The sequence below is a fragment of the Actinacidiphila yanglinensis genome (assembly GCF_900107965.1).
Lineage (GTDB): Bacteria > Actinomycetota > Actinomycetes > Streptomycetales > Streptomycetaceae > Actinacidiphila > Actinacidiphila yanglinensis.
This window is the reverse complement of record NZ_FNVU01000003.1, coordinates 336,993-356,444: the sequence shown is the minus strand read 5'-3', so window position 1 is coordinate 356,444 and position 19,452 is coordinate 336,993. Positions and strand designations below refer to the sequence as shown.

Below are 19,452 nucleotides of genomic sequence, written 5' to 3'. Positions count from 1 at the left end.
CGGCCCTGACCACGCCTCGGTCGTCGAACGCAATCGCCTCAACGGCACCCGCACGTGTCGATCCTCCCGGACGAATGAGGGACCTCGTATGCCGATCACCCGCAGGATCGTCTCCTGCGTCACCGCCGGAGCCGTGTGGCTCGGTGCGCTCGGCCTCGCGGCCGTCAGCACCGGCGTCGCCACCGCGCCGCCGGCCGCGGCCCTGGACAACGGTCTGGCCACCACCCCGCCGATGGGCTTCAACGACTGGAACGCCTTCGGCTGCAACGTCAGCGAGCAGCTGATCAAGGACACGGCCGACTACTTCGTCAGCTCCGGCCTGAAGGCGGCCGGCTACCAGTACGTCAACATCGACGACTGCTGGATGACCCACTCCCGGGACGCCGAGGGGCGGCTGGTCCCCGACCCGGCGAAGTTCCCCGACGGCATCAAGGGCACGGCGGACTACGTCCACAGCCTCGGTCTCAAGCTCGGCATCTACGAGGACGCCGGCACCAGCACGTGCGCCGGCTACCCCGGCAGCCTGGGCCACGAGACCACCGACGCGCAGAGCTTCGCCGACTGGGGCGTGGACTACCTCAAGTACGACAACTGCAACAACAACAGCGACGGCACCCAGGCCGACTACGTGCGCCGGTACACCGCCATGCGCGACGCGCTGAAGGCCACCGGCCGCCCGATCGTCTACTCGCTGTGCGAGTGGGGCGTCAACCAGCCCTGGAACTGGGCCGGCGACGTCGGCAACCTGTGGCGCACCACGGGCGACATCAGCGACAACTGGTCGAGCCTGAAGTCCATCATCGACGCCAACCTGCCGCTCGCCTCCGCGGCCGGCCCGGGCCACTGGAACGACCCCGACATGCTGGAGGTCGGCAACGGCGGCATGACCGACACGGAGTACCGCACCCACTTCTCCCTGTGGTCGATGATGAACGCCCCGCTGCTGATCGGCACCGACCTGCGCAAGGCCAGCGCGGCGACGATGGACATCCTGCTCAACAAGGAGGTCATCGCCCTCGACCAGGACTCGCTCGGCAAGCAGGCGACCGTGCTGTCCTCCTCCGCGGCCGGTGACGTGATCGTCAAGCAACTCGCCGACGGCGACCGCGCGGTGGCCTTCTACAACCCGTCCGACCAGCCGCAGCACCTGTCCACCACCGCCAAGGCCGTGGGCCTGCCCACCTCGCACACCGGCTACCAGGCGCGGGACCTCTGGCAGCACACCACCTCGCAGACGGCCGGCACCCTCGCCGCCACCGTCCCCGCGCACGGCACCACCCTGCTGCGGGTGAGCAAGGCCCCGAACGCCGCGAGCGCCCCGGCGCTGCTGGACACCGGCATCACCGGGCTCCCGCAGTACATCCAGCCGGGCCAGAGCTCCGACATCACCGTGTACGCCTCGAACCTGGGCATCACCCCCGCTCTGGAGGTCCGGGTCAAGCTCACCGCGCCGGCCGGCTGGAGCGTCCGCCCGGTGGGCTCGACCAGCGCCGTCGCGCTGCCCGGCGGGCACACCCTGGCCACCCGCTGGCACGTCGAGGTCCCGGCCGGCGCCGCGACCGGCACGGCCACCTTCGGCGGCAGCGTCACCTCGCTCGACCTGGGCGGCAAGGACACCCGCAGCACCCCGCTGATCGGCCAGAGCAGGGTGGTGGTGGCGCCGCCGAGCGGCACCTCCTACGTCAGCGACCTGCCGTGGACCTCGTCCAGCAACGGCTGGGGCCCGGTGGAGCGGGACACCAGCAACGGTGAGACGGCGGCCGGGGACGGCAACCCGATCACGCTCAAGGGCACCGTCTACGCCAAGGGCCTCGGCGTCAACGCGCCCAGCACGGTGGAGTACTACACCGGCGCGGCCTGCACCGCGTTCGACGCCGTCGTCGGCGTCGACGACGAGAAGAACGGCAAGGGCACCGTCGAGTTCGAGGTCTTCGCCGACGGCAAGGAGGTCGCGGACAGCGGCGTCCTGACCAACGCGGACGGCGGGAAGCCGCTGCACGCCGACATCGCCGGCAGCCAGGCGATCCAGCTCGTCGTCACCGACGGCGGCGACGGCAACGACAGCGACCACGGCGACTGGGCGAACGCCACCATCACCTGCGCCTGACCCGCCCCGTCTCCCGCGCCCCGCGGCCCCGGAGGCCCGCGGCTCCTCACGCGACGTGAGGAGCCGCGGGACGAAGGGGGCGCGGGGCGCCGCGCGTTCGGCGGCCGGTCCGTACCCGGAAGCGGATCACCTCCGGGTACGGACCGCCGCTCACCTCCTGGTGCCGAGCGCCGCTCACCTCCGGGTACGGACCGCCCCGCACCGGCACCGAATTTCCGTTATCCCCCCGGGCGGGAACCGTCTCCTGTTGTGTAGGCGCAGGCGACGGGCGACGGAGGGAACGGCGAGCGAATGCGTGCAGGCGATCGGGTCGGCCCCGACCCGGAGATGGTGGCCGCGGCGCGGGCCGGTGACGAGCGGGCCCTCGACCTGCTGGTGGCGGAGTGCCTGCCGCTGGTCTACAACGTGGTCGGGCGCGCGCTGGACGGCCACGACGACGTCGACGACGTGGTCCAGGAGACGCTGCTGCGCGTGGTGCGCGGGCTGGCCGACCTGCGCGACCCGGCCGCCTTCCGCTCGTGGCTCGTGGCGATCGCGGTCCGCCAGGTACGCGACCGGGAGCAGGCCAGGCAGGCGTCCTGGCACCATCAGACCGGCCTGGACGCGGCCGAGTTGATACCCGACCCCGCCTCGGACTTCGCGTCGGTGACGATCCTGCGGCTCGGCCTGACCGACCAGCGCCGGGAGATCGCCGAGGCGACCCGGTGGCTGGAGCACGACGACCGTACGCTGCTGGCGCTGTGGTGGCTGGAGGAGACCGGCGACATCGGCCGGTCCGAACTGGCCGACGCGCTCGGGCTGACCCGCCAGCACGCGGCGGTCAGGGTGCAGCGGATGAAGGAGCAGCTGGAGACCTCGCGGACGGTGGTGCGCGCGCTCGGCGCGGCCGACGGCTGCCCGCAGCTCACCGAACTGACCGGCGGCTGGGACGGCGTGCCGAGCCCGCTGTGGCGCAAGCGCTTCGCGCGGCACGTGCGCGACTGCGCGGTCTGCGGGCGGCTCGGCGCGGTGCTGCTGCCGATGGACCGGCTGCTGAGCGGGCTGCCCCTGCTGCCCGTGCCGATCTCGCTGGCCGCGCTGCGCCCCGGCCCGCTCGCCGCCGGGCACCCACCGGCCGGACCGCATCCGCCTGTTGCGGGGCCGCACGCCTCGCCGCCCCCGCACGCACCGCTGCCCGCGCCCGCGGCACAACCCCCTCTGCCCCCCACCCAGCGCACCGCTCCGCACACCCACCCCCCACGGCGGAGCGGTGCGCATCGGGGAGTCCACCGGCTGCGGCACGGGCTGCCGCACGGGCCCGTCGCGGGACCGGCCGCCGCGGTGAGCGCGGTCGCGGCCGTGGCCGCGGGCGCGCTGCTGGCCGTGCACCTGGCCACCGGCCCGACGGCGCCCGCCGCCGACGCCACGACCGCCCGACCGTCCACCACCGCTGCCGCTCCCACCACTCCGCCGCCCGCCACCCCCTCGACCTCGCGGCCGCCCTCACCCAAGCCCACCGCGTCCCGCACACGTACTCCGACGCCGAAGCCGACCACCCGCGCTCCCGTCAAGGCGCCCGCTCCCGCCGCCACTCCCGCGTCGTCCACCCGCAAGGGCGTCGGGGTGTGGACGTTCGACGGCGTGAACACGGCGCTCCGGCAGTCCGGCGCGAGCTGGTACTACACCTGGTCCCCCACCCACTCCGGGATCAGCGGCCCCGGCTTCGTGCCGATGATCTGGGGCGCCGACAGCGCCACCCCCACCGCACTCGCGCAGGCGAAGGCGGCCGGGCCGTACCTGCTCGGCTTCAACGAGCCGGACATGGGCGGGCAGGCGAACATGACGGTCGACCAGGCACTGTCGCTGTGGCCGAAGCTGGAGTCCGCGGGCAAGGTGCTCGGCAGCCCAGCCGTCGCCTACGGCGGGGACACGCCCGGCGGCTGGCTGGATCGCTTCATGACCGGCGCCCGGCAGAAGAACGACCGCGTCGACTTCATCGCGCTGCACTGGTACGGCGGGGACTTCACCACCTCCGACGCCGTCACCCAGCTCAGGTCCTACCTCCAGGCGGTGTACGACCGCTACCACAAGCCCATCTGGCTCACCGAGTTCGCGCTCACCGACTTCTCCACGGGCACCGCGCGCTACCCCTCCGACCAGCAGCAGGCCGCCTTCCTCACCGCCGCCACGCGCATGCTCGACGGCCTCCCCTACCTCCAGCGCTACGCCTGGTTCGGCCTCCCCGCGAAGGACGGCTCCCCGAGCACCGGCCTCTTCCACAGCGGCCCGGCCGTCACGGACGAGGGCCGCGCGTTCGAGAACGCACGGTGACGGGCGTCGGGCCCTACGACTGCTCGAGGCGCACCTCGCCCGGACCTCCGTAGGCCGCGGTCAGGAGGCGTTCGCCCTCCGATTCCAGGGTGTGGCGGACGGGGGTGGGGAGGGGGGTGAAGGGGGTGACGACGAGCGCCGTGGTGTCCTTGGACCGGTCGAACCGCCAGGTCCCGCCCACGAAACCGTCGACGAGGATGGTGCCGCGGACGATGCCGTTGACCGTGATGACGCGGGACTTGGGCACGTCGCCGAGGATGCGGGTGCGGTCGGCGTGGGAGAGCAGGAGATTGTCGAAGTCGGCGACGTAGCGGGCGGGCACGGGCACGCCGGGGTCGGTGAGTTCGGCGTCGGGCAGGTCGTACAGGACCTGGCCGTCCTCCGCGGTGTAGGTCCGCAACTGCATCGCGGCGAAGACCTTTTTGAGCCCGGTCACCCCGGACCACTTCTGCATGTCGGCGGGGGTGGCGGGGCCGAACGCCGCCAGGTAGCGGCGGACGAGCCCGGCCGGGTCGGGCCCGGCGGCGAGCGGGGCGCCGAGCCAGTCGTCGGCGAAGGCGTGGCGGAGGGGGCCGGGCACGCCCCACAGCCCGCGCGGCGGCACCTGCACCAGCGGCGCCCACACCCGGAGCGCGCTGACCAGCGACTCCGGATCGGCGGCGGGAAAGCGCGCCCCGAGGAGACAGCGCAACTCGGGGTTCCCCAGCGGCTGTTCCGCCAGCACCTCGCGCCCCGCGGCGACCAGGGCGTCGCGATCGACCCCGGCGACTCCCGCGCCCCACTGCGAGGACCGCAGCCCCCGGTCCAGGGCCGGTTGCAGCCACGGCCGCAACCGCAGGGCGTCCGAAGCCGTCACCAGATGCACGGTGTTGCGCATCAACACCGTCCGCACGAGGCGGCGTTCGGTGAGCAGCGTGCCGAGCGCGCCGAACTCGAAACCCGCCAGCCTCGTCCAGAGTCCCGGGTACGCGGAGGAGGCGTTCTGCGACTGGAGGCCCAGCAGGTGAGCGACCGCGTCGTCCGGGCCCATATCCGCGCGATTCAGGAGGAGTTGGCGGTCCAGCAGGGTCCGGTTGAGGGTGCGCCGGGTGATCGGCTCGGTGACCATGGGGACCACGGTACGGGCCCTCGCGGACAGGTACGGTCCGCGAGAAGCGCGGGGGTGCGGCGTGTCCCGTGCCCCGGTCGTGAGGAGACGGGGAGGTGCCGCGGATGATCCGGCGCTGGTACGGGCTGCTCGCCGGCGGGACCTTCCCGCGGACCTTGAACGGCCCGACGAACGACCCGCTGGAGCCGCGCCGGCTGGGCCGGGCGCTGCGTCGCGCGGCCGCCCTGGACGAACGGAACATCGCGCGCGCCCTCTCCGAGAAGAGGAACAGGCCCGTCACCCGCGGCGAGAAGCTGCTGGCCCGGCTTCCGGAGGCCGAACGGCGCCGGATCGCCCTGCGGCTCCAGGAGGAGCGGCGGGGCCTGGAGGCGCTGGACCAGGAGGTGGTCGTCGGGGAGGCCCTCGCGAGGATCCACTGCGGCTGGTCGGCCGCGGAGACGCACCGGCTGTTCCGGCTCGCGACGCGGAGCAGCCGCGCCGACCATCCGCCGCGGTGGACCTTCTGGTCGGCGCAGTGCCTCGAACTCCCGCTCGCCGCGCTGGGGGAGCTCCGCACGTCCGAGCACGCGGCCTTCGCACCGTACCTGCGGGTGGCGCTGGCCGCCCGGCTCGGCTGCCACGCCGTCGTCGTGGCCGGCCTGCCCCAGGATGCGATGGAGGCATACAACGAGCGGTTGCGGCGGCCGCTCGGACTCCCGTACAACGTGGACGAACTGCTCCCGCCCGCCGACCCGTTCGCCGCCTCGGTCCGCTGCGCGCTCGGCCCCGACCTCTACCTGCCTCCCGCGCTCGCCCTGGTGGACGCCTGCGCGCGGCTGACCGAGGTACGGCCCACCTACGCGTGGCTCGGCCGTACCCGGGAGCTGCTGCAGAGCTCGCCGCGGGCCGCCGGGTTGCTCGTACCCATGCTCCGTGCCGCGCGGGGCGAGCCCCTCGACTGCACCGATGCGCGCCGGCACCGGGGGGAGTTCGGCGAGCCCAGCGGACGCCTGCTGGTCGGGCTGGCCTGGGCCGCCTGCATGAGCGACGACAGCGCGGTGGTCCGGGAGTTGGGGGACTCACTGCTCGCGGTCGACCGGGACCTGTCCGGCGAGGGCGCGGCGTTCTTCCTGCGCGGCGGGATCGCCGCGCTGGCCGCGCTCGCCGGCGAGCCCGCCGTCGGCCGCCACCGCCGGGCACTCGGCGATCCGCCCGCCCATGTCCAGGGGGCCGCCCGGGAGTTGCTGCAGCAGATGTGGCACCTGCTCGTTCCCGGAGGTGTCCGAGCGCTCGACGTGCCCGTCGGGGAGTACCTGGCGATCTTCCGGATCGGTTCCGACGGCAGCGTGGAGCTGCTCTTCCGCAATGCCGCGGGACGGCTGCTCAGCCGGACGCCGTCGAAGGTCCGGCAGCGCGATCCCGCGCTGCACGGGGCACTCCGGGCCAGGCTGACCGCCCTGCGTGACGAGGTGACGACCTACCGCGGCCTGCTCGCCGAGCGCCTTCACGGCGATCCCGGTCGGCCCGCCGGGAGTTGGTCTGCCGCCCACCTCGACGATCCCCTCTTCGAGCCGCTCACCCGCGCGCTGGTGTGGGAGGCCGACACCCCCGAGGGTCCCGTCCTCGGCATGCCCGCCCGGCGAGGACGGTCCTCCGCCTGGGTGCTGAGGGATCTGCGGGGCAGGTTCCACAAGCTCACCGAGACCACGTCCGTCCGTCTCTGGGACCCTGCCACGTCCGACGCCGCGGAGGTCTCCGCGTGGGCCTCGGCGGTTCGCCGACGCGGTCTGCGGCAGCCCGTGCCCCAGCTTCCGGGGTGACCGGACCCTCCAGGGTGCCCCACCCTGTTGCCACGGGACCTTGCGGTGGGTGGGTGGTTGGCCGCGCAGTTCCCCGCGCCCCCTGTTTGTGACCCTCCTTTCGCGGAAGGGCCGCACGTAGCCAGGGGCGCGTGGGGGCACCTCCCAGCCGCCAGGCTGGGGGAGAACTGCGCGCGCAACCCACCACCGGCAGGTGGTCCCTCAACCAGCAGACCGGGGCAGCTCGGAGGGTCCGGGGCAGCCCGGAGGGTCAGGGCACCGTCGCGAGGTGGATGGGGGTGTGCGCGCCCCTCAAGGGCACCCCGGTCGCCCCGTACCGCAGCGCGACGATCTCCGCGACGATGGACAGCGCCGTCTCCTCGGGGGTGCGGGCACCGAGATCGAGCCCGATCGGGGACCGCAACGCACCGAGTGCCTCCTCGGGCAGCCCGGTCTCGCGGAGCCGGTCGAGCCGTTGGAGGTGGGTGCGGCGCGACCCCATCGCGCCGACGTAGGCGACGGGCAGCCGCAACGCCCGTTCCAGCAGCGGCACATCGAACTTGGCGTCGTGCGTGAGCACGCACAGCACGGTGCGCTCGTCGAGCCGCCCGGCCGCGACCTCCGCGTCGAGGTAGCGGTGCGGCCACTGCACGACGACCCGGTCCGCGCCGGGGAACCGCCGGGCGGTGGCGAACACCGGCCGCGCGTCGCAGACGGTCACGTCGTACCCGAGGAACTTGCCGGCGCGGACCAGCGCCGCCGCGAAGTCGATCGCGCCGAAGACCAGCATGCGCGGCGGCGGCACGCTCGACTCGACCAGGAGGGTCAGCGGCTCCCCGCAGCGGCTGCCGTCCGCGCCGATCCCGACGGTGCCGGTGCGCCCGGCCGCGAGCATCGCCCGCGCCTCCGCAGCGGCCGTGGCGTCGCGTTGCGCGTCGCCGAGCGACCCGTCGTACGTCCCGTCGCCCCGCACCAGCAGGGCGCGGCCGAGGAGTCCGGGCGGGCCGGCGGTGATCCGGGCGAGCCCGGCGGCCTCCCCGCGGGCGGCGGCGGCAAGGGCACCGGCGATCTCGGGCCGCGCCGCGGGGTCGATCCGCTGGACGAGGATGTCGATCACGCCGCCGCAGGTCAGGCCGACGGCGAAGGCGTCCTCGTCGGAGTAGCCGAAGCGCTGCACCACGGTCGCAGGGCCGTCCGCGGACAGCGCCTCGCGGCACAGCTCGTAGACGGCGCCCTCGACGCACCCGCCGGACACGCTGCCGATCGCGGTCCCCTCGCCGTCGACGGCGAGGGCGGCCCCGGGCTGCCGCGGGGCGCTGCCGCCGGTGGCGAGCACCGTGGCGACGGCGAACGGGCGCCCGCGCCCGTACCAGCCGTGCAGCTCGGTGGCGATGTCCAGCATGGGTTCAACTCCTCTAATGCGACAGCTACTTGACGCCGATCCAGTTCTCGATGGGGTGCAGCGCGAAATAGACGGTGAAGACGACGGCGAGCACCCACATGAAGACCCCCGGCTCGCGCCACCGGCCCTGTGCCGCCTTGATCGCGGTGTAGGAGACCACCCCCGCGCCGACGCCGGCGGTGATGGAGTACGTGAAGGGCATCAGCGCGACGGTCATGAACACCGGTACGGCCACGGACCGGTCGGCCCAGTCGACGTGCCGTGCGTTGCCCATCATCATGGCGCCGATGACCACCAGGGCCGCCGCGGCGACCTGGCCGGGCACGATCTGGGCCAGCGGGGTGAAGAACAGGCCGAGCGCGAAGAGCACCCCGGTGACCACCGAGGACAGTCCGGTGCGCGAGCCCTCCCCCACCCCGGTCGCCGACTCGATGAAGACGGTCTGCCCGGAGGCGCCCGCGACGCCGCCGATCGCGCCGCCCGCTCCGTCGATGAACAGCGCCTTGGACAGGCCCGGCATCCGGCCGCGGTCGTCGGCGAGGCCGGCCTCGGTGCCGACGCCGATGATGGTGGCCATCGCGTCGAAGAAGCCGGCGAGCACCAGCGTGAAGACGATCACGCCGACCGTCATGCCGCCGATGGAGCCCCAGCCGCCGAACTCGACGTGCCCGAAGAGCGAGAAGTCCGGCATGGACACCGCGCTGCCCTGGAGTTTCGGCGCGGTGCCGCCCCAGTCGGCGGGCGTGAGGTGGCCGGCCGCGTTGACGACGACGGCGAGCACCGTACCGGTGACGATGCCGATCAGGATCGCGCCGGGGACGTTGCGGGCCTGGAGCATGAAGATCAGCAGCAGCGTCACGCAGAACAGCAGCACCGGCCAGCCGGCGAGTTTCCCGTCCGGACCGCCGAGGGCGACCGGGGCGGTGCCGTGCGGGTCGCCCTTGCCGACGAACCCGGCGTTGACCAGGCCGATCAGCGCGATGAACATGCCGATGCCGATGGTGATGCCGTGCTTGAGCGGCAGCGGTATCGCGTTCATCACGATCTCGCGCAGCCCGGTGACCACCAGCAGCACGATCACCGCGCCGTAGATCACGCACATGCCCATCGCCTGCGGCCAGGTCATGTTCGGCGCGACCTGGGTGGAGATCACCCCCGCGACGCTGAGGCCGGCGGCCAGCGCGAGCGGGACCTTGCCGACGAAGCCCATCAGCAGGGTGGAGACCGCCGCGGCCAGCGCGGTGGCGGTGATCAGGGCGGCGTGGGCGAGCTTGTGGCCGTGGGCGTCCGGGCCGGAGAGCAAGAGCGGGTTGAGCAGGAGGATGTAGCACATCGCCATGAAGGTGGTGATGCCGCCGCGGACTTCGCGGGGGATCGACGATCCCCGGTCGGAGATGTGGAAGTACCGGTCGAGCCGGGATCTGCCCGCGGGCCCGCGGGAACCCGGTCCCGCGTCCCCGCCGGCAGCTCCTGGCGCTGTCTGCGGCTCTACTGGCGTCTGGGTCATGTGTAGCCAACTCCCAAGGTTCACAGGGGCACCCGGCCCGCGGCTCGCGGGCGGGATTTGGGATCGCGCCGGAAGCGGCGCGGACTGCACGACCCGGGGGACGGCCCGAGGCGAACAAGGAAAGGGGGTCCGGGGGCCTCGCGGCCCCCGGATCTACGCTCCGGTCAGGTGCTCCGGCCGGACCGGGGTCCGGTTCAGCTCCAGGCCGGTCGCCTGCCGGATGGCGGCGAGCACGGCGGGGGTCGAGGACAGCGTGGGCGCCTCACCGACACCGCGCAGCCCGTACGGGGCGTGCTCGTCGGCGAGTTCGAGCACGTCGACCGGGATCGTCGGGGTGTCGAGGATGGTCGGGATCAGGTAGTCGGTGAAGGACGGGTTGCGGACCTTCGCGGTCTTCGGGTCGACCACGATCTCCTCCATGACGGCGACGCCCAGGCCCTGCGTGGTGCCGCCCTGGATCTGGCCGACCACCGAGAGCGGGTTGAGCGCCTTGCCGACGTCCTGCGCGCAGGCGAGTTCGACCACCTTGACCAGGCCGAGTTCGGTGTCGACCTCGACCACGGCCCGGTGCGCGGCGAAGCTGTACTGCACGTGACCGTTGCCCTGGCCGGTGCGCAGGTCGAACGCCTGGGTCGGGCGGTGCCTGAACTCCAGTTCCAGGTCCACGGATTCGTCGCCCAGCACGTCGGCGATGTCGGCCAGCGCCTCGCCGCCGTCGGTGACCACCCGGCCGCCCTCCAGCAGGAGTTCGGCGGTGGCCCAGGCCGGGTGGTAGGTGCCGAACCTGCGGCGGCCGAGGTCGAGGACCTTCTCCCGTACGGCCTCGCAGGTGTTCTTCACCGCGCCGCCGGTCATGTAGGTCTGCCTTGAGGCGGAGGTGGAGCCGGCCGAGCCGACCCGGGTGTCGGCGGGCTGGATGGTGACCTGGGTGACGCCGAGTTCGGAACGGGCGATCTGCGCGTGCACGGTGACGCCGCCCTGGCCGACCTCGGCCATCGCGGTGTGCACGGTCGCGACGGGTTCGCCGTTGATCACCTCGATCCGCACCCGCGCGGTGGAGTAGTCGTCGAAGCCCTCGGAGAAGCCGACGTTCTTGATGCCCACCGCGTAGCCGACGCCGCGCACCACACCCTCGCCGTGGGTGGTGTTGGACAGGCCGCCGGGCAGCGCGCGGACGTCGGCACCCTCGGTCGTACGCCACTGCTGCTCCGGCGGCAGCGGCATCGCCTTGACCCGGCGCAGCAGTTCGGCGACCGGCGCGGGCGAGTCGACCGGCTGCCCGGTCGGCATGATCGTGCCCTGCTCCATGGCGTTGCGCTGCCGGAACTCCACCGGATCGAGGTCGAGTTCGGCCGCGACCTTGTCCATCTGGGCCTCGTAGGCGAAGCACGCCTGCACCGCGCCGAAGCCGCGCATGGCGCCGCAGGGCGGGTTGTTGGTGTAGAGGGCGAGCGCCTCGATGTCGACGTCGTCCACGACGTACGGGCCGATGGACAGCGAGGCGGCGTTGCCGACGACGGCCGGGGAGGCGGAGGCGTACGCGCCGCCGTCCAGCACGATCCGGCAGCGGACATGGGTGAGCTTGCCGTCGCGGGTGGCGCCGTGCTCGTAACGGAGCCGGGCCGGGTGGCGGTGGACGTGGCCGAAGAACGACTCGAAGCGGTTGTAGACGATCTTCACGGGCTTGCCGGTGCGCAGCGCCAGCAGGCAGCCGTGGATCTGCATCGACAGGTCCTCGCGGCCGCCGAACGCGCCGCCGACGCCGGACAGCGTCATCCGGACCTTGCTCTCGGGCAGGCCGAGCACCGGCGCGATCTGCCGCAGGTCGGAGTGGAGCCACTGGGTCGCCACGTACAGGTCGACGCCGCCGTCCTCGGCGGGCACCGCCAGGCCCGACTCGGGGCCGAGGAACGCCTGGTCCTGCATGCCGAAGACGTAATCGCCGCGCACCACCACGTCGGCGCGGGCGGCCGCCGCGTCGGCGTCGCCGCGCACGATCGGCTGGCGGTGCACCACGTTGGGGTGCGGCACGTGCCCGCTGTGGTGGTCGTCGCGGCCCTCGTGCACCAGGATCGCGTCCGGCGCGGTGGCGGACGCCTCGTCGGTGACGACCGGCAGTTCCTCGTACTCCACGCGGATCTTCGCGGCGGCCCGGCGGGCGGTCTCGGGGTGGTCGGCGGCGACCAGGGCGACCGGCTCGCCGTGGTGGCGGACCTTGCCGTGCGCGAGCACGGGGGTGTCGCGGATCTCCAAGCCGTAGTTCTTGACCTCGGTGGGCAGGTCGTCGTAGGTCAGCACGGCGTAGACACCGGAGGTGGCGAGCGCCTCGCCGGTGTCGATCGAGAGGATCCTCGCGTGGGCGACGGTGCTGCGCAGGGTGTAGCCCCAGAGCATGTCCTCGTGCCACAGGTCGGAGGAGTACGCGAACTCGCCGGTGACCTTGAGGATGCCGTCGGGGCGCAGCGTGGACTCGCCGATGCCGCCCTTGGTGGTGGCGCTCCCGGTGCCCTGGGTGAGGCTGGTCGGGATCCGCCCGGGCGCGGCGGCGGAGGTACCCGGCCGGGCGGGAGCGGTACGGGGCTGGTCGGCCATGCTCACACCGCCTGCCCGGTACGGGCGGCCGCCAGGCGGACCGCGTCGAGGATCTTCTCGTAGCCGGTGCAGCGACACAGGTTGCCGGACAGCGCCTCGCGGATGTCGCCGTCGGTCGGTTCCGGGTTGCGCTCCAGCAACTCGTCGGCGGCGACCAGCAGTCCGGGCGTGCAGAAGCCGCACTGCACGGCGCCCGCGTCCACGAACGCCTGCTGGACGGTGCACAGTTCGCCGTCCTCGCCGGACAGGCCCTCCACCGTGGTCACTTCGCGGTCCTGCGCCTGGCCGGCCGCGACCAGGCAGGAGCAGACCGGCACGCCGTCCAGCCGGACCGTGCAGGAACCGCACTCCCCCTGCTCGCAGGCGTTCTTGGAGCCCGGCAGCCCCATGCGCTCGCGCAGCACGTACAGCAGGCTCTCGCCCTCCCATACGTCGTCCGCCTCCTGCGGCCGCCCGTTGACGGTCATCGTCACGCGCATGGCTCTCTCCTCGCTGCCTTCGTCGTCGATCCCTCCGGCGCGCCGTTCGGGCGGGCGGCCGCGTGCCGAACTCGGTTCTCCCTGGCGTGAGTTGGGGCGTCAGTTCGCATCGCGGTACTCCTGCCAGGTCCAGCCCAGGGTGCGGCGGGCCATCACGCCCAGCGCGTGCCGGCGGTAGGAGGCGGTGCCGCGTACGTCGTCGATCGGGTTGGCCGCGCCGGCCACCAGGTCGGCGAACTGCCCTGCCACCGACGGCGGTACGGGCCCGCGGCTGTCCCACAGCCCGGCCTCGTCCAGCGCGGCGGTCAGGAACTCCTCGGCGGTCCTCGCCCGGATCGGGGTCGGCGCGGCCGAGCCGATGCCGGTGCGCACCGTACGGGTGTCGGGGTGCAGCGCGATGCCGAACGCGCAGACCGCGATCACCATGGCGTTGCGGGTGCCCACCTTGGAGAACTGCTGCGGGCCGCTCGCCTTGCGCAGGTGCACCGCCCTGATCAGCTCGTCGGGCTCCAGCGCGTTGCGCTTCACCCCGAGGTAGAAGTCGTCGAGGGGGATCATCCGGGTGCCCCGCACGGACGCGGCCTCCACCTGTCCCCCGCCGGCCAGCAGCGCGGGGTGCGCGTCGCCGGCCGGGGAGGCGGTGCCGAGGTTGCCGCCGACGCCACCGCGGTTGCGGATCTGCGGGGAGGCCACGGTGTGGGAGGCGAGCGCCAACCCCGGCAGTTCGGTCCGCAGGTGCTCCATGATCTTCGTGTAGGGGACGGACGCGCCCAGGCGTACGGTGTCCGCGCCGATCTCCCACTCCTGGAGCTCGGTGACGCGGTTCAGGTCCATCAGGTACGCGGGCCTGCGGTGGTCGAAGTTGATCTCGACCATCACGTCCGTGCCGCCGGCGATGGGCACGGCCGCGGGGTGCTCGGCCTTTGCGGCGAGCGCCTCCTGCCAGCTGGCGGGGCGCAGGAATTCCATGAGGGTCTCTTCTCGGGCTGAATCCGGATGGCGGCGGGGCTGTTCCTGTCCTGTACACGCGGCGTGCGGCCAGTACACGGCCGCGGGGCCGTCCGAGTGCAGTCACCGAACGCATGAAGCACTTGGCTGGCCAGCCGGTAGGTCTTGTACATTCCTCCGAAAGGGGCTGTCGCGAAACGTCGCCGCATCCCACCGGCAACACGAGTGCCGCACACTTCGCGGGTGGCGCCGGTGATCACCCGGCGCGGGACACCCCGGACGGCGTAGCGGCGGCACGCACGCGGCACCCGGAAGGGTGCAGCACACGGCGCGGTGGCAGCGGACGGCGGCAGCGGCACGCACCGGCACCGGAGCGGCGGCCGGCCGTCGCCGCGGCGGACCGGCGGACCGGCGAGCCGCCGCACCGGCGGACCCGCGGGCTGTCCGACGGGCTGAGAGCAAGGACGAGGCGAGGACGATGCGGCTGAGCACCCTGCGGGACACCGACGCACTCGGTCTGCGGCTGCTCGGCGGCGAGAACGAACTGGACCGCACCGTGCGCGGGGTGATGACCACCGACCTGCGCGACCCGAGCCGTTACCTCACCGGTGGCGAGCTGGTGCTCACCGGGCTCGCGTGGCGGCACGGACCGGAGGACTCCGAGCCCTTCGTCCGGCTGCTGTCCGCGGCGGGGGTGGCCGCGCTGGCCGCGGGCGAGGCCGGGGTCGGCCCGATCCCGCAGGACCTGGTGGACGCGTGCGCACGGCACCGGCTGCCGCTGTTCGCGGTGGACGAGCGGGTGGCCTTCGCGACGATCACCGAGTACGTGGTCCGGCAGGTGTCCGGCGAGCGTGCCGGGGACCTGGCGGCGGTGGTGGACCGGCACCGCCGGCTGATGTCCGCGGGGCCGGCCGGCGGCGGGCCCGACGCCGTGCTCGACCTGCTCGGCAGCGACCTGGACCTGCGGGCATGGGTGCTGTCCTCGACCGGGCGGGAGATCGGCGGCGCCGGGCAGCCGCTCCCCGCCCCGGTGCGCGCGGAACTGGCCGGCGCCCAGCAGGCGGCGAGCCGGACCGGGCGGCCGGCGCCGTACCGGGCCACCGCGCAGGGCGGCCGGACGTACTCGCTCTTCCCGGTGCGGACCGCCCCGGGCGCCGACGTCCGCGCCACGGTGCTGTCGGACTGGTTCCTGGCGGTGGAGGCGGACGCCGGGGACTGGCCGGCCGAACGGCTGGAGCTGCTGCGCGGGGTGACCCGGCTGATCGGGGTGGAGCGGGAACGCCGGGACGCGGCGCGTGCGGTCCGGCGGCGCCTGGCCACGGAGGTGTTCGAGCTGGTCAGGGGCGGCGCGGCGCCGTCCGAGATCGGCGCGCGGCTGCGGGCGGCGACACCGGTGCTGCTGCCGGGCGGCGGGGCGCCGCCCCAGTGGCAGATCGTGGTGGCCCGGGTGGACTGGGACGACGCGGGCCCCGAGGCGGCACCCGGACCGGTGGCGCGGGCCCTGCTGGAGGAGTTGCTGGCGGAACCCGCGGAGCCGGGCGCGGAAGCGGCGGACCGGGTGGCGGTGGCGGTGGCGGACGACCGGGCGATGGCGCTGGTCCCGCTCGTCCCGCCGGGCCGGCCGGCACCGGCCCGCGCGGGCGCACCGGGCGCGGGCAGCGCCGGCTCGGACGAGGACGCGCCCGGCGCGGTCCAAGGTCCGGCGGCCCCGTCGGGCGTGGGCGGCGCCGCCGACGCCCCCGACTCGCCCGAATCCGCGGGCTCCCCGGGCTCACTCGGCTCGGGCGCCCGAGCCGACCGCCCGGCCGGAAACGGTGCCCCGGCGGGCGCCGAACCGGTCCCGCTGCGGGCCGACCGGCTGCTGGCGGCCGTCCGCGGCCCGCTGGCCCGGGGCCTGGGCGAGGACGGCCGGCTGACCATCGGCGTGAGCGCGGCCGTGCACTCCCCCGAGGGCCTGCGCGGCGCTCTGGAGGAGGCGCGGCACGCCCGCCGGGTGGCCGCCGCCCGACCCGGCCGGGTCTGCGTCGCCGGGGACGACGAACTGGCCTCCCACGTCCTGCTGTTGCCCTTCGTTCCCGACGACGTGCGCCGTGCCTTCACCGCCCGCCTGCTCGACCCGCTGCACGCGTACGACCGCAGGCACCGCGCCGAGCTGATCCCGACGCTGGAGGCGTTCCTCGACTGCGACGGATCGTGGACCAGGTGCGCGAGCCGGCTGCATCTGCACGTCAACACGCTGCGGTACCGGATCGGGCGGATCGAGCAGCTCACCGGGCGGGACCTGGCGCGGCTGGAGGACAAGCTGGACTTCTTCCTCGCCCTGCGGATGAGCTGAGAGATCAACGGAAAGATGAGCTGACGGCTGCCGGATTGTGGCCGTGAGGTGCCTCCGGTGTGCGCCGTTCGTGCGCTAGTGAAAGTGATCCCTTTCACAAGAAGTGATCTCCGACCCCTTGGCGCGGGCCCCTTCCGCGTGCTGAACTTCCGCCACTGCGCGTGTGCACGCTCACACCTGCACGGACCGCGCATGCACACCCGCACTTGCTCGCACTGGCTCGAAGACGCGCTTGGGGGAGATGCTGTGGCGGACACCGCCTTGTCGGAATCGGTGGTCGGGGTACCGGACGTGTGGCGGCTGCGGGCACGCGGTTGCTGGGCGGAGGCCGCGGCGCTCCTCGCGCCGTTCACCTCCGACGACGCCGGGGCCGCACTGAGCAGGGCGGAACTCCTGGTCGAGGCGTGCTTCTACCAGGTCGACGGATGGGCCGAGGCGGAGGACGCGCTGCGGACCGCCGAGGCGCTGGCCGGCACCGACGAGGAGCGCGGCGCGGCCGCGTCCGAGCGCGGCTGCCTGGCCTACGGCGCGACGGTCTTCTCGGTCCGCGACCGCGCCGACGAGGCACGTGCGGCGTTCGGCCGCAGCGCCGCGCTGCTCGGTCCGGGCTCCCCCGGCCGGCCGCTGCTGGACTTCCGGCGCGGCCTGGTCGCCGAGAACATCGCCGAGAACCCGGCCGCGGCCCGCGCCGCCTACCGCCGCGCCCACGCGGGCGCGGTCGCCCACGGCGACTCGCTCCTGACCTCGTCCACCTGGCGCCACCTCGCCGGCCTGGCGGCGGCCGAGGGCGATCTCGCCGAGGCCCGGCACGGTTTTGCCGAGTCGCTGCGCATCCGCGTCTCGCTGGGCCACCTCGTGGGCACCGCGCCCGCGTTGCTGTCCCTGGCCACCGTCACCACGGACCCGGCCGAGTCCGAGCGGCTGCGGACCGAGGCGGCCCGCCTGCACACCCTGCTGGGCGGCGTCCCCACCTGGCTGGCCGCCGACCTCGCGGCCTGACCGGCGCCCGGCCGGCACGTGAGCCGGCGCCCGTCACGGCCTCACCCGCCGTCCAGCCCGGTACCCGCCGTCCCAGGAAGAGAGGAGCCTGGCCGGTCGCGCCGGCCTGCACCAGGCTGGACGCATGACCACCACACTGATCACCGGAGCCAACAGGGGGCTCGGCCGCGAGACCGCCCGCCGGCTCGTCGCCGCGGGCCACACCGTCTACATCGGCAGCCGCGACGCCGAGCGCGGGCGCCGCGCCGCCGAGGAACTGGGCGCGCGGGCCGTCGTCATCGACGTCACCGACGACGCGTCGGTCGCTGCCGCCGCGAAGGCCGTCGAGGCCGACGGCGGGATCGACGTCCTCGTCAACAACGCCGGCATCGAGGCGCGGACGGCGGACAACGGCATCATCGGCGCCGCCGACATCACCGCCGAGGGAATGCGCACGCTGTTCGAGACGAACGTCTTCGGCGTGGTGCGGGTGACACACGCGTTCCTGCCGCTGCTCCGGCGGTCGGCCGCCCCGGTCGTGGTGAACGTGAGCAGCGGCCTGGGTTCGATGAGCCGGCTCACCGACGTGGGCACACCGACGCACGCGTACCCGGGAGTTGCCTATCCCGTGTCGAAGAGCGCGGTCAACGCGCTGACGGTGCAGTACGCGAAGGCGTTCCCGGAGTTCCGGATCAACGCGGTGGAGCCCGGCTACACCGCGACCGATCTGAACGGGCGCACCGGTTTCCAGACCGTCGAGCAGGGCGCGGAGATCATCGTCCGCATGGCGCGGATCGGCCCGGACGGCCCGACCGGAGGGTACTTCGACGTCAACGGTCCGCTGCCCTGGTAGCCGCCGGCCGCGCAGGCGTGCGGCCCGCGCCCAGGCCCGCGCCCGCACTCAGCCCCCTGTTCAGCCGGCCACGGCCGGCCTGAGCACCTCCTCGCACCACTGGCGGAAGCTCGTCGGCGTGGTCGACGCCGGGGTGCGCGGCTCGGCGTCGTAGAGGCCGTGATCGACCTCCGCGAGCAGGTCCACGACCGACTGTGCCCACGCGTCCGGCATTCCGTGCCGCATCAGGTCGGCCTTGAAGACCTCCCCGGGGACCTGCCGGAACCGGATGGGCCGACCCAGCACGTCGGACATGACCGTCGCCATCTCGTCGTACGACAGGTCCTCGGGGCCCAGCACCGGGACGCCCTCCTGGCCGGTCCAGGAGCCGTCGAGCAGCAACCCGGCCGCGACGGCGGCGACGTCCCGGGTGGCGCAGGTCGGGATCCGCCGGTCCCCGGAGACCGGCAGGAAGAACGCGCCCTGGCTGCGGATCGGGGCGACCTGCCGGAGCAGGTTCTCCATGAAGGCGGGCAGCCGCAGCGACCGGTAGTGCACGCCGGTGCTCCGGATCAGCTCGTCCAGGGCCCGCGTGCCCAGCCCGCCGCGGACCGGCGCCCCCGGACCGGGCGCGCCCGGTGCGTCGTCCCGGCCGATCCCGGTCACCGCGACCACGCGCCGGACGCCCTGCGCGGTGATCGCCGCGCACGCCGGCCGGGTGAAGTCCACCGCGTACCCGTCGGCCTCCGCGCCCTCGGAGTACGGCGGCACCAGCCAGAACACGGTGTCCGCGCCCGCGAACGCACGGGCCAGCACCTCCGGGTCGTTCATCGAACCCTGGACGACGTCGACGCGTCCGCGCACGTCGGGGGCGAGGCGGGAGGGGTCGCGTGCGATCACCCGGACCGGCTCGGCAGGATGTCCGGCAGCGGAGGAGTGCGGGGCCAGGACGTTGCCGAGGACCTGGCGCCCGATGTTGCCAGTGGGTGTGGTGACGACGATCATGTACCTCTCCTGACCGGTGACGGCGGCGGCGAACGAAGTAAACTCTACCGTACCGTTTACTTCGCGGCCCG

At 73.9% G+C, this 19,452-nt stretch carries 13 protein-coding genes; 6 read left to right on the top strand and 7 right to left on the bottom strand.

All coding sequences use genetic code 11. From position 1 onward, the window contains the following. Window positions 1-88 precede the first annotated feature (88 nt). Together C4U44_RS08485 and C4U44_RS08480 are read left to right on the top strand one after the other, a co-directional pair. Complete coding sequence (locus C4U44_RS08485) at window positions 89-2,107, top strand: NPCBM/NEW2 domain-containing protein (RefSeq protein ID WP_103885039.1); 2,019 nt, start codon at window positions 89-91, stop codon at window positions 2,105-2,107. Between the two features lie 291 nt (window positions 2,108-2,398). Next, on the top strand, window positions 2,399-4,417 hold the full coding sequence (locus C4U44_RS08480; RefSeq protein WP_103885038.1) for a sigma-70 family RNA polymerase sigma factor: 2,019 nt from the start codon (window positions 2,399-2,401) through the stop codon (window positions 4,415-4,417). Between the two features lie 13 nt (window positions 4,418-4,430). Here the strand turns inward: C4U44_RS08480 and C4U44_RS08475 are convergent, their stop codons facing one another. Next, a complete protein-coding gene (locus tag C4U44_RS08475) occupies window positions 4,431-5,525 on the bottom strand; it encodes a winged helix DNA-binding domain-containing protein (RefSeq protein WP_103885037.1) in 1,095 nt (364 codons plus the stop codon). A gap of 104 nt (window positions 5,526-5,629) precedes the next feature. Between C4U44_RS08475 and C4U44_RS08470 the strand changes: the two genes are divergently transcribed. Then, window positions 5,630-7,324 carry a DUF4132 domain-containing protein gene (locus C4U44_RS08470; protein WP_235031944.1) on the top strand — a complete coding sequence of 565 codons (1,695 nt, stop codon included), beginning with the start codon at window positions 5,630-5,632 and terminating at the stop codon, window positions 7,322-7,324. A 250-nt stretch (window positions 7,325-7,574) separates the two neighbouring features. On the opposite strand, the gene C4U44_RS08465 is transcribed toward C4U44_RS08470, so the two are convergent. From C4U44_RS08465 to C4U44_RS08445, 5 genes are all read right to left on the bottom strand, one after another. Beyond that, complete coding sequence (locus C4U44_RS08465; RefSeq protein WP_103885035.1) at window positions 7,575-8,705, bottom strand: XdhC family protein; 1,131 nt, start codon at window positions 8,703-8,705, stop codon at window positions 7,575-7,577. A gap of 25 nt (window positions 8,706-8,730) precedes the next feature. Continuing rightward, the gene (locus C4U44_RS08460) at window positions 8,731-10,212 is read right to left on the bottom strand and encodes an NCS2 family permease (RefSeq protein WP_103885034.1); all 1,482 of its coding nucleotides are present in this window, start codon (window positions 10,210-10,212) and stop codon (window positions 8,731-8,733) included. Window positions 10,213-10,365: 153 nt separating this feature from the next. Continuing rightward, complete coding sequence (locus C4U44_RS08455) at window positions 10,366-12,804, bottom strand: xanthine dehydrogenase family protein molybdopterin-binding subunit (protein WP_103885033.1); 2,439 nt, start codon at window positions 12,802-12,804, stop codon at window positions 10,366-10,368. A 2-nt stretch (window positions 12,805-12,806) separates the two neighbouring features. Next, complete coding sequence (locus tag C4U44_RS08450) at window positions 12,807-13,283, bottom strand: (2Fe-2S)-binding protein (protein ID WP_103885032.1); 477 nt, start codon at window positions 13,281-13,283, stop codon at window positions 12,807-12,809. Between the two features lie 99 nt (window positions 13,284-13,382). Next, on the bottom strand, window positions 13,383-14,252 hold the full coding sequence (locus tag C4U44_RS08445) for an FAD binding domain-containing protein (RefSeq protein ID WP_103885031.1): 870 nt from the start codon (window positions 14,250-14,252) through the stop codon (window positions 13,383-13,385). A 457-nt stretch (window positions 14,253-14,709) separates the two neighbouring features. On the opposite strand from C4U44_RS08445, the gene C4U44_RS08440 reads away from it, so the two are divergent. The 3 genes from C4U44_RS08440 (at window position 14,710) to C4U44_RS08430 (ending at window position 18,397) form a co-directional block, all read left to right on the top strand. Beyond that, the gene (locus C4U44_RS08440) at window positions 14,710-16,566 is read left to right on the top strand and encodes a PucR family transcriptional regulator (RefSeq protein WP_103885030.1); all 1,857 of its coding nucleotides are present in this window, start codon (window positions 14,710-14,712) and stop codon (window positions 16,564-16,566) included. Between the two features lie 192 nt (window positions 16,567-16,758). Next, window positions 16,759-17,565 carry a hypothetical protein gene (locus tag C4U44_RS08435; RefSeq protein WP_407642806.1) on the top strand — a complete coding sequence of 269 codons (807 nt, stop codon included), beginning with the start codon at window positions 16,759-16,761 and terminating at the stop codon, window positions 17,563-17,565. 124 nt (window positions 17,566-17,689) lie between these two features. Further along, window positions 17,690-18,397: an SDR family NAD(P)-dependent oxidoreductase gene (locus C4U44_RS08430; RefSeq protein WP_103885028.1), complete on the top strand. Its 708-nt coding sequence runs from the start codon at window positions 17,690-17,692 to the stop codon at window positions 18,395-18,397. Between the two features lie 60 nt (window positions 18,398-18,457). Here the strand turns inward: C4U44_RS08430 and C4U44_RS08425 are convergent, their stop codons facing one another. Further along, the gene (locus C4U44_RS08425; protein WP_103885027.1) at window positions 18,458-19,381 is read right to left on the bottom strand and encodes an NmrA family NAD(P)-binding protein; all 924 of its coding nucleotides are present in this window, start codon (window positions 19,379-19,381) and stop codon (window positions 18,458-18,460) included. Between the last annotated feature and the right edge of the window lie 71 nt (window positions 19,382-19,452).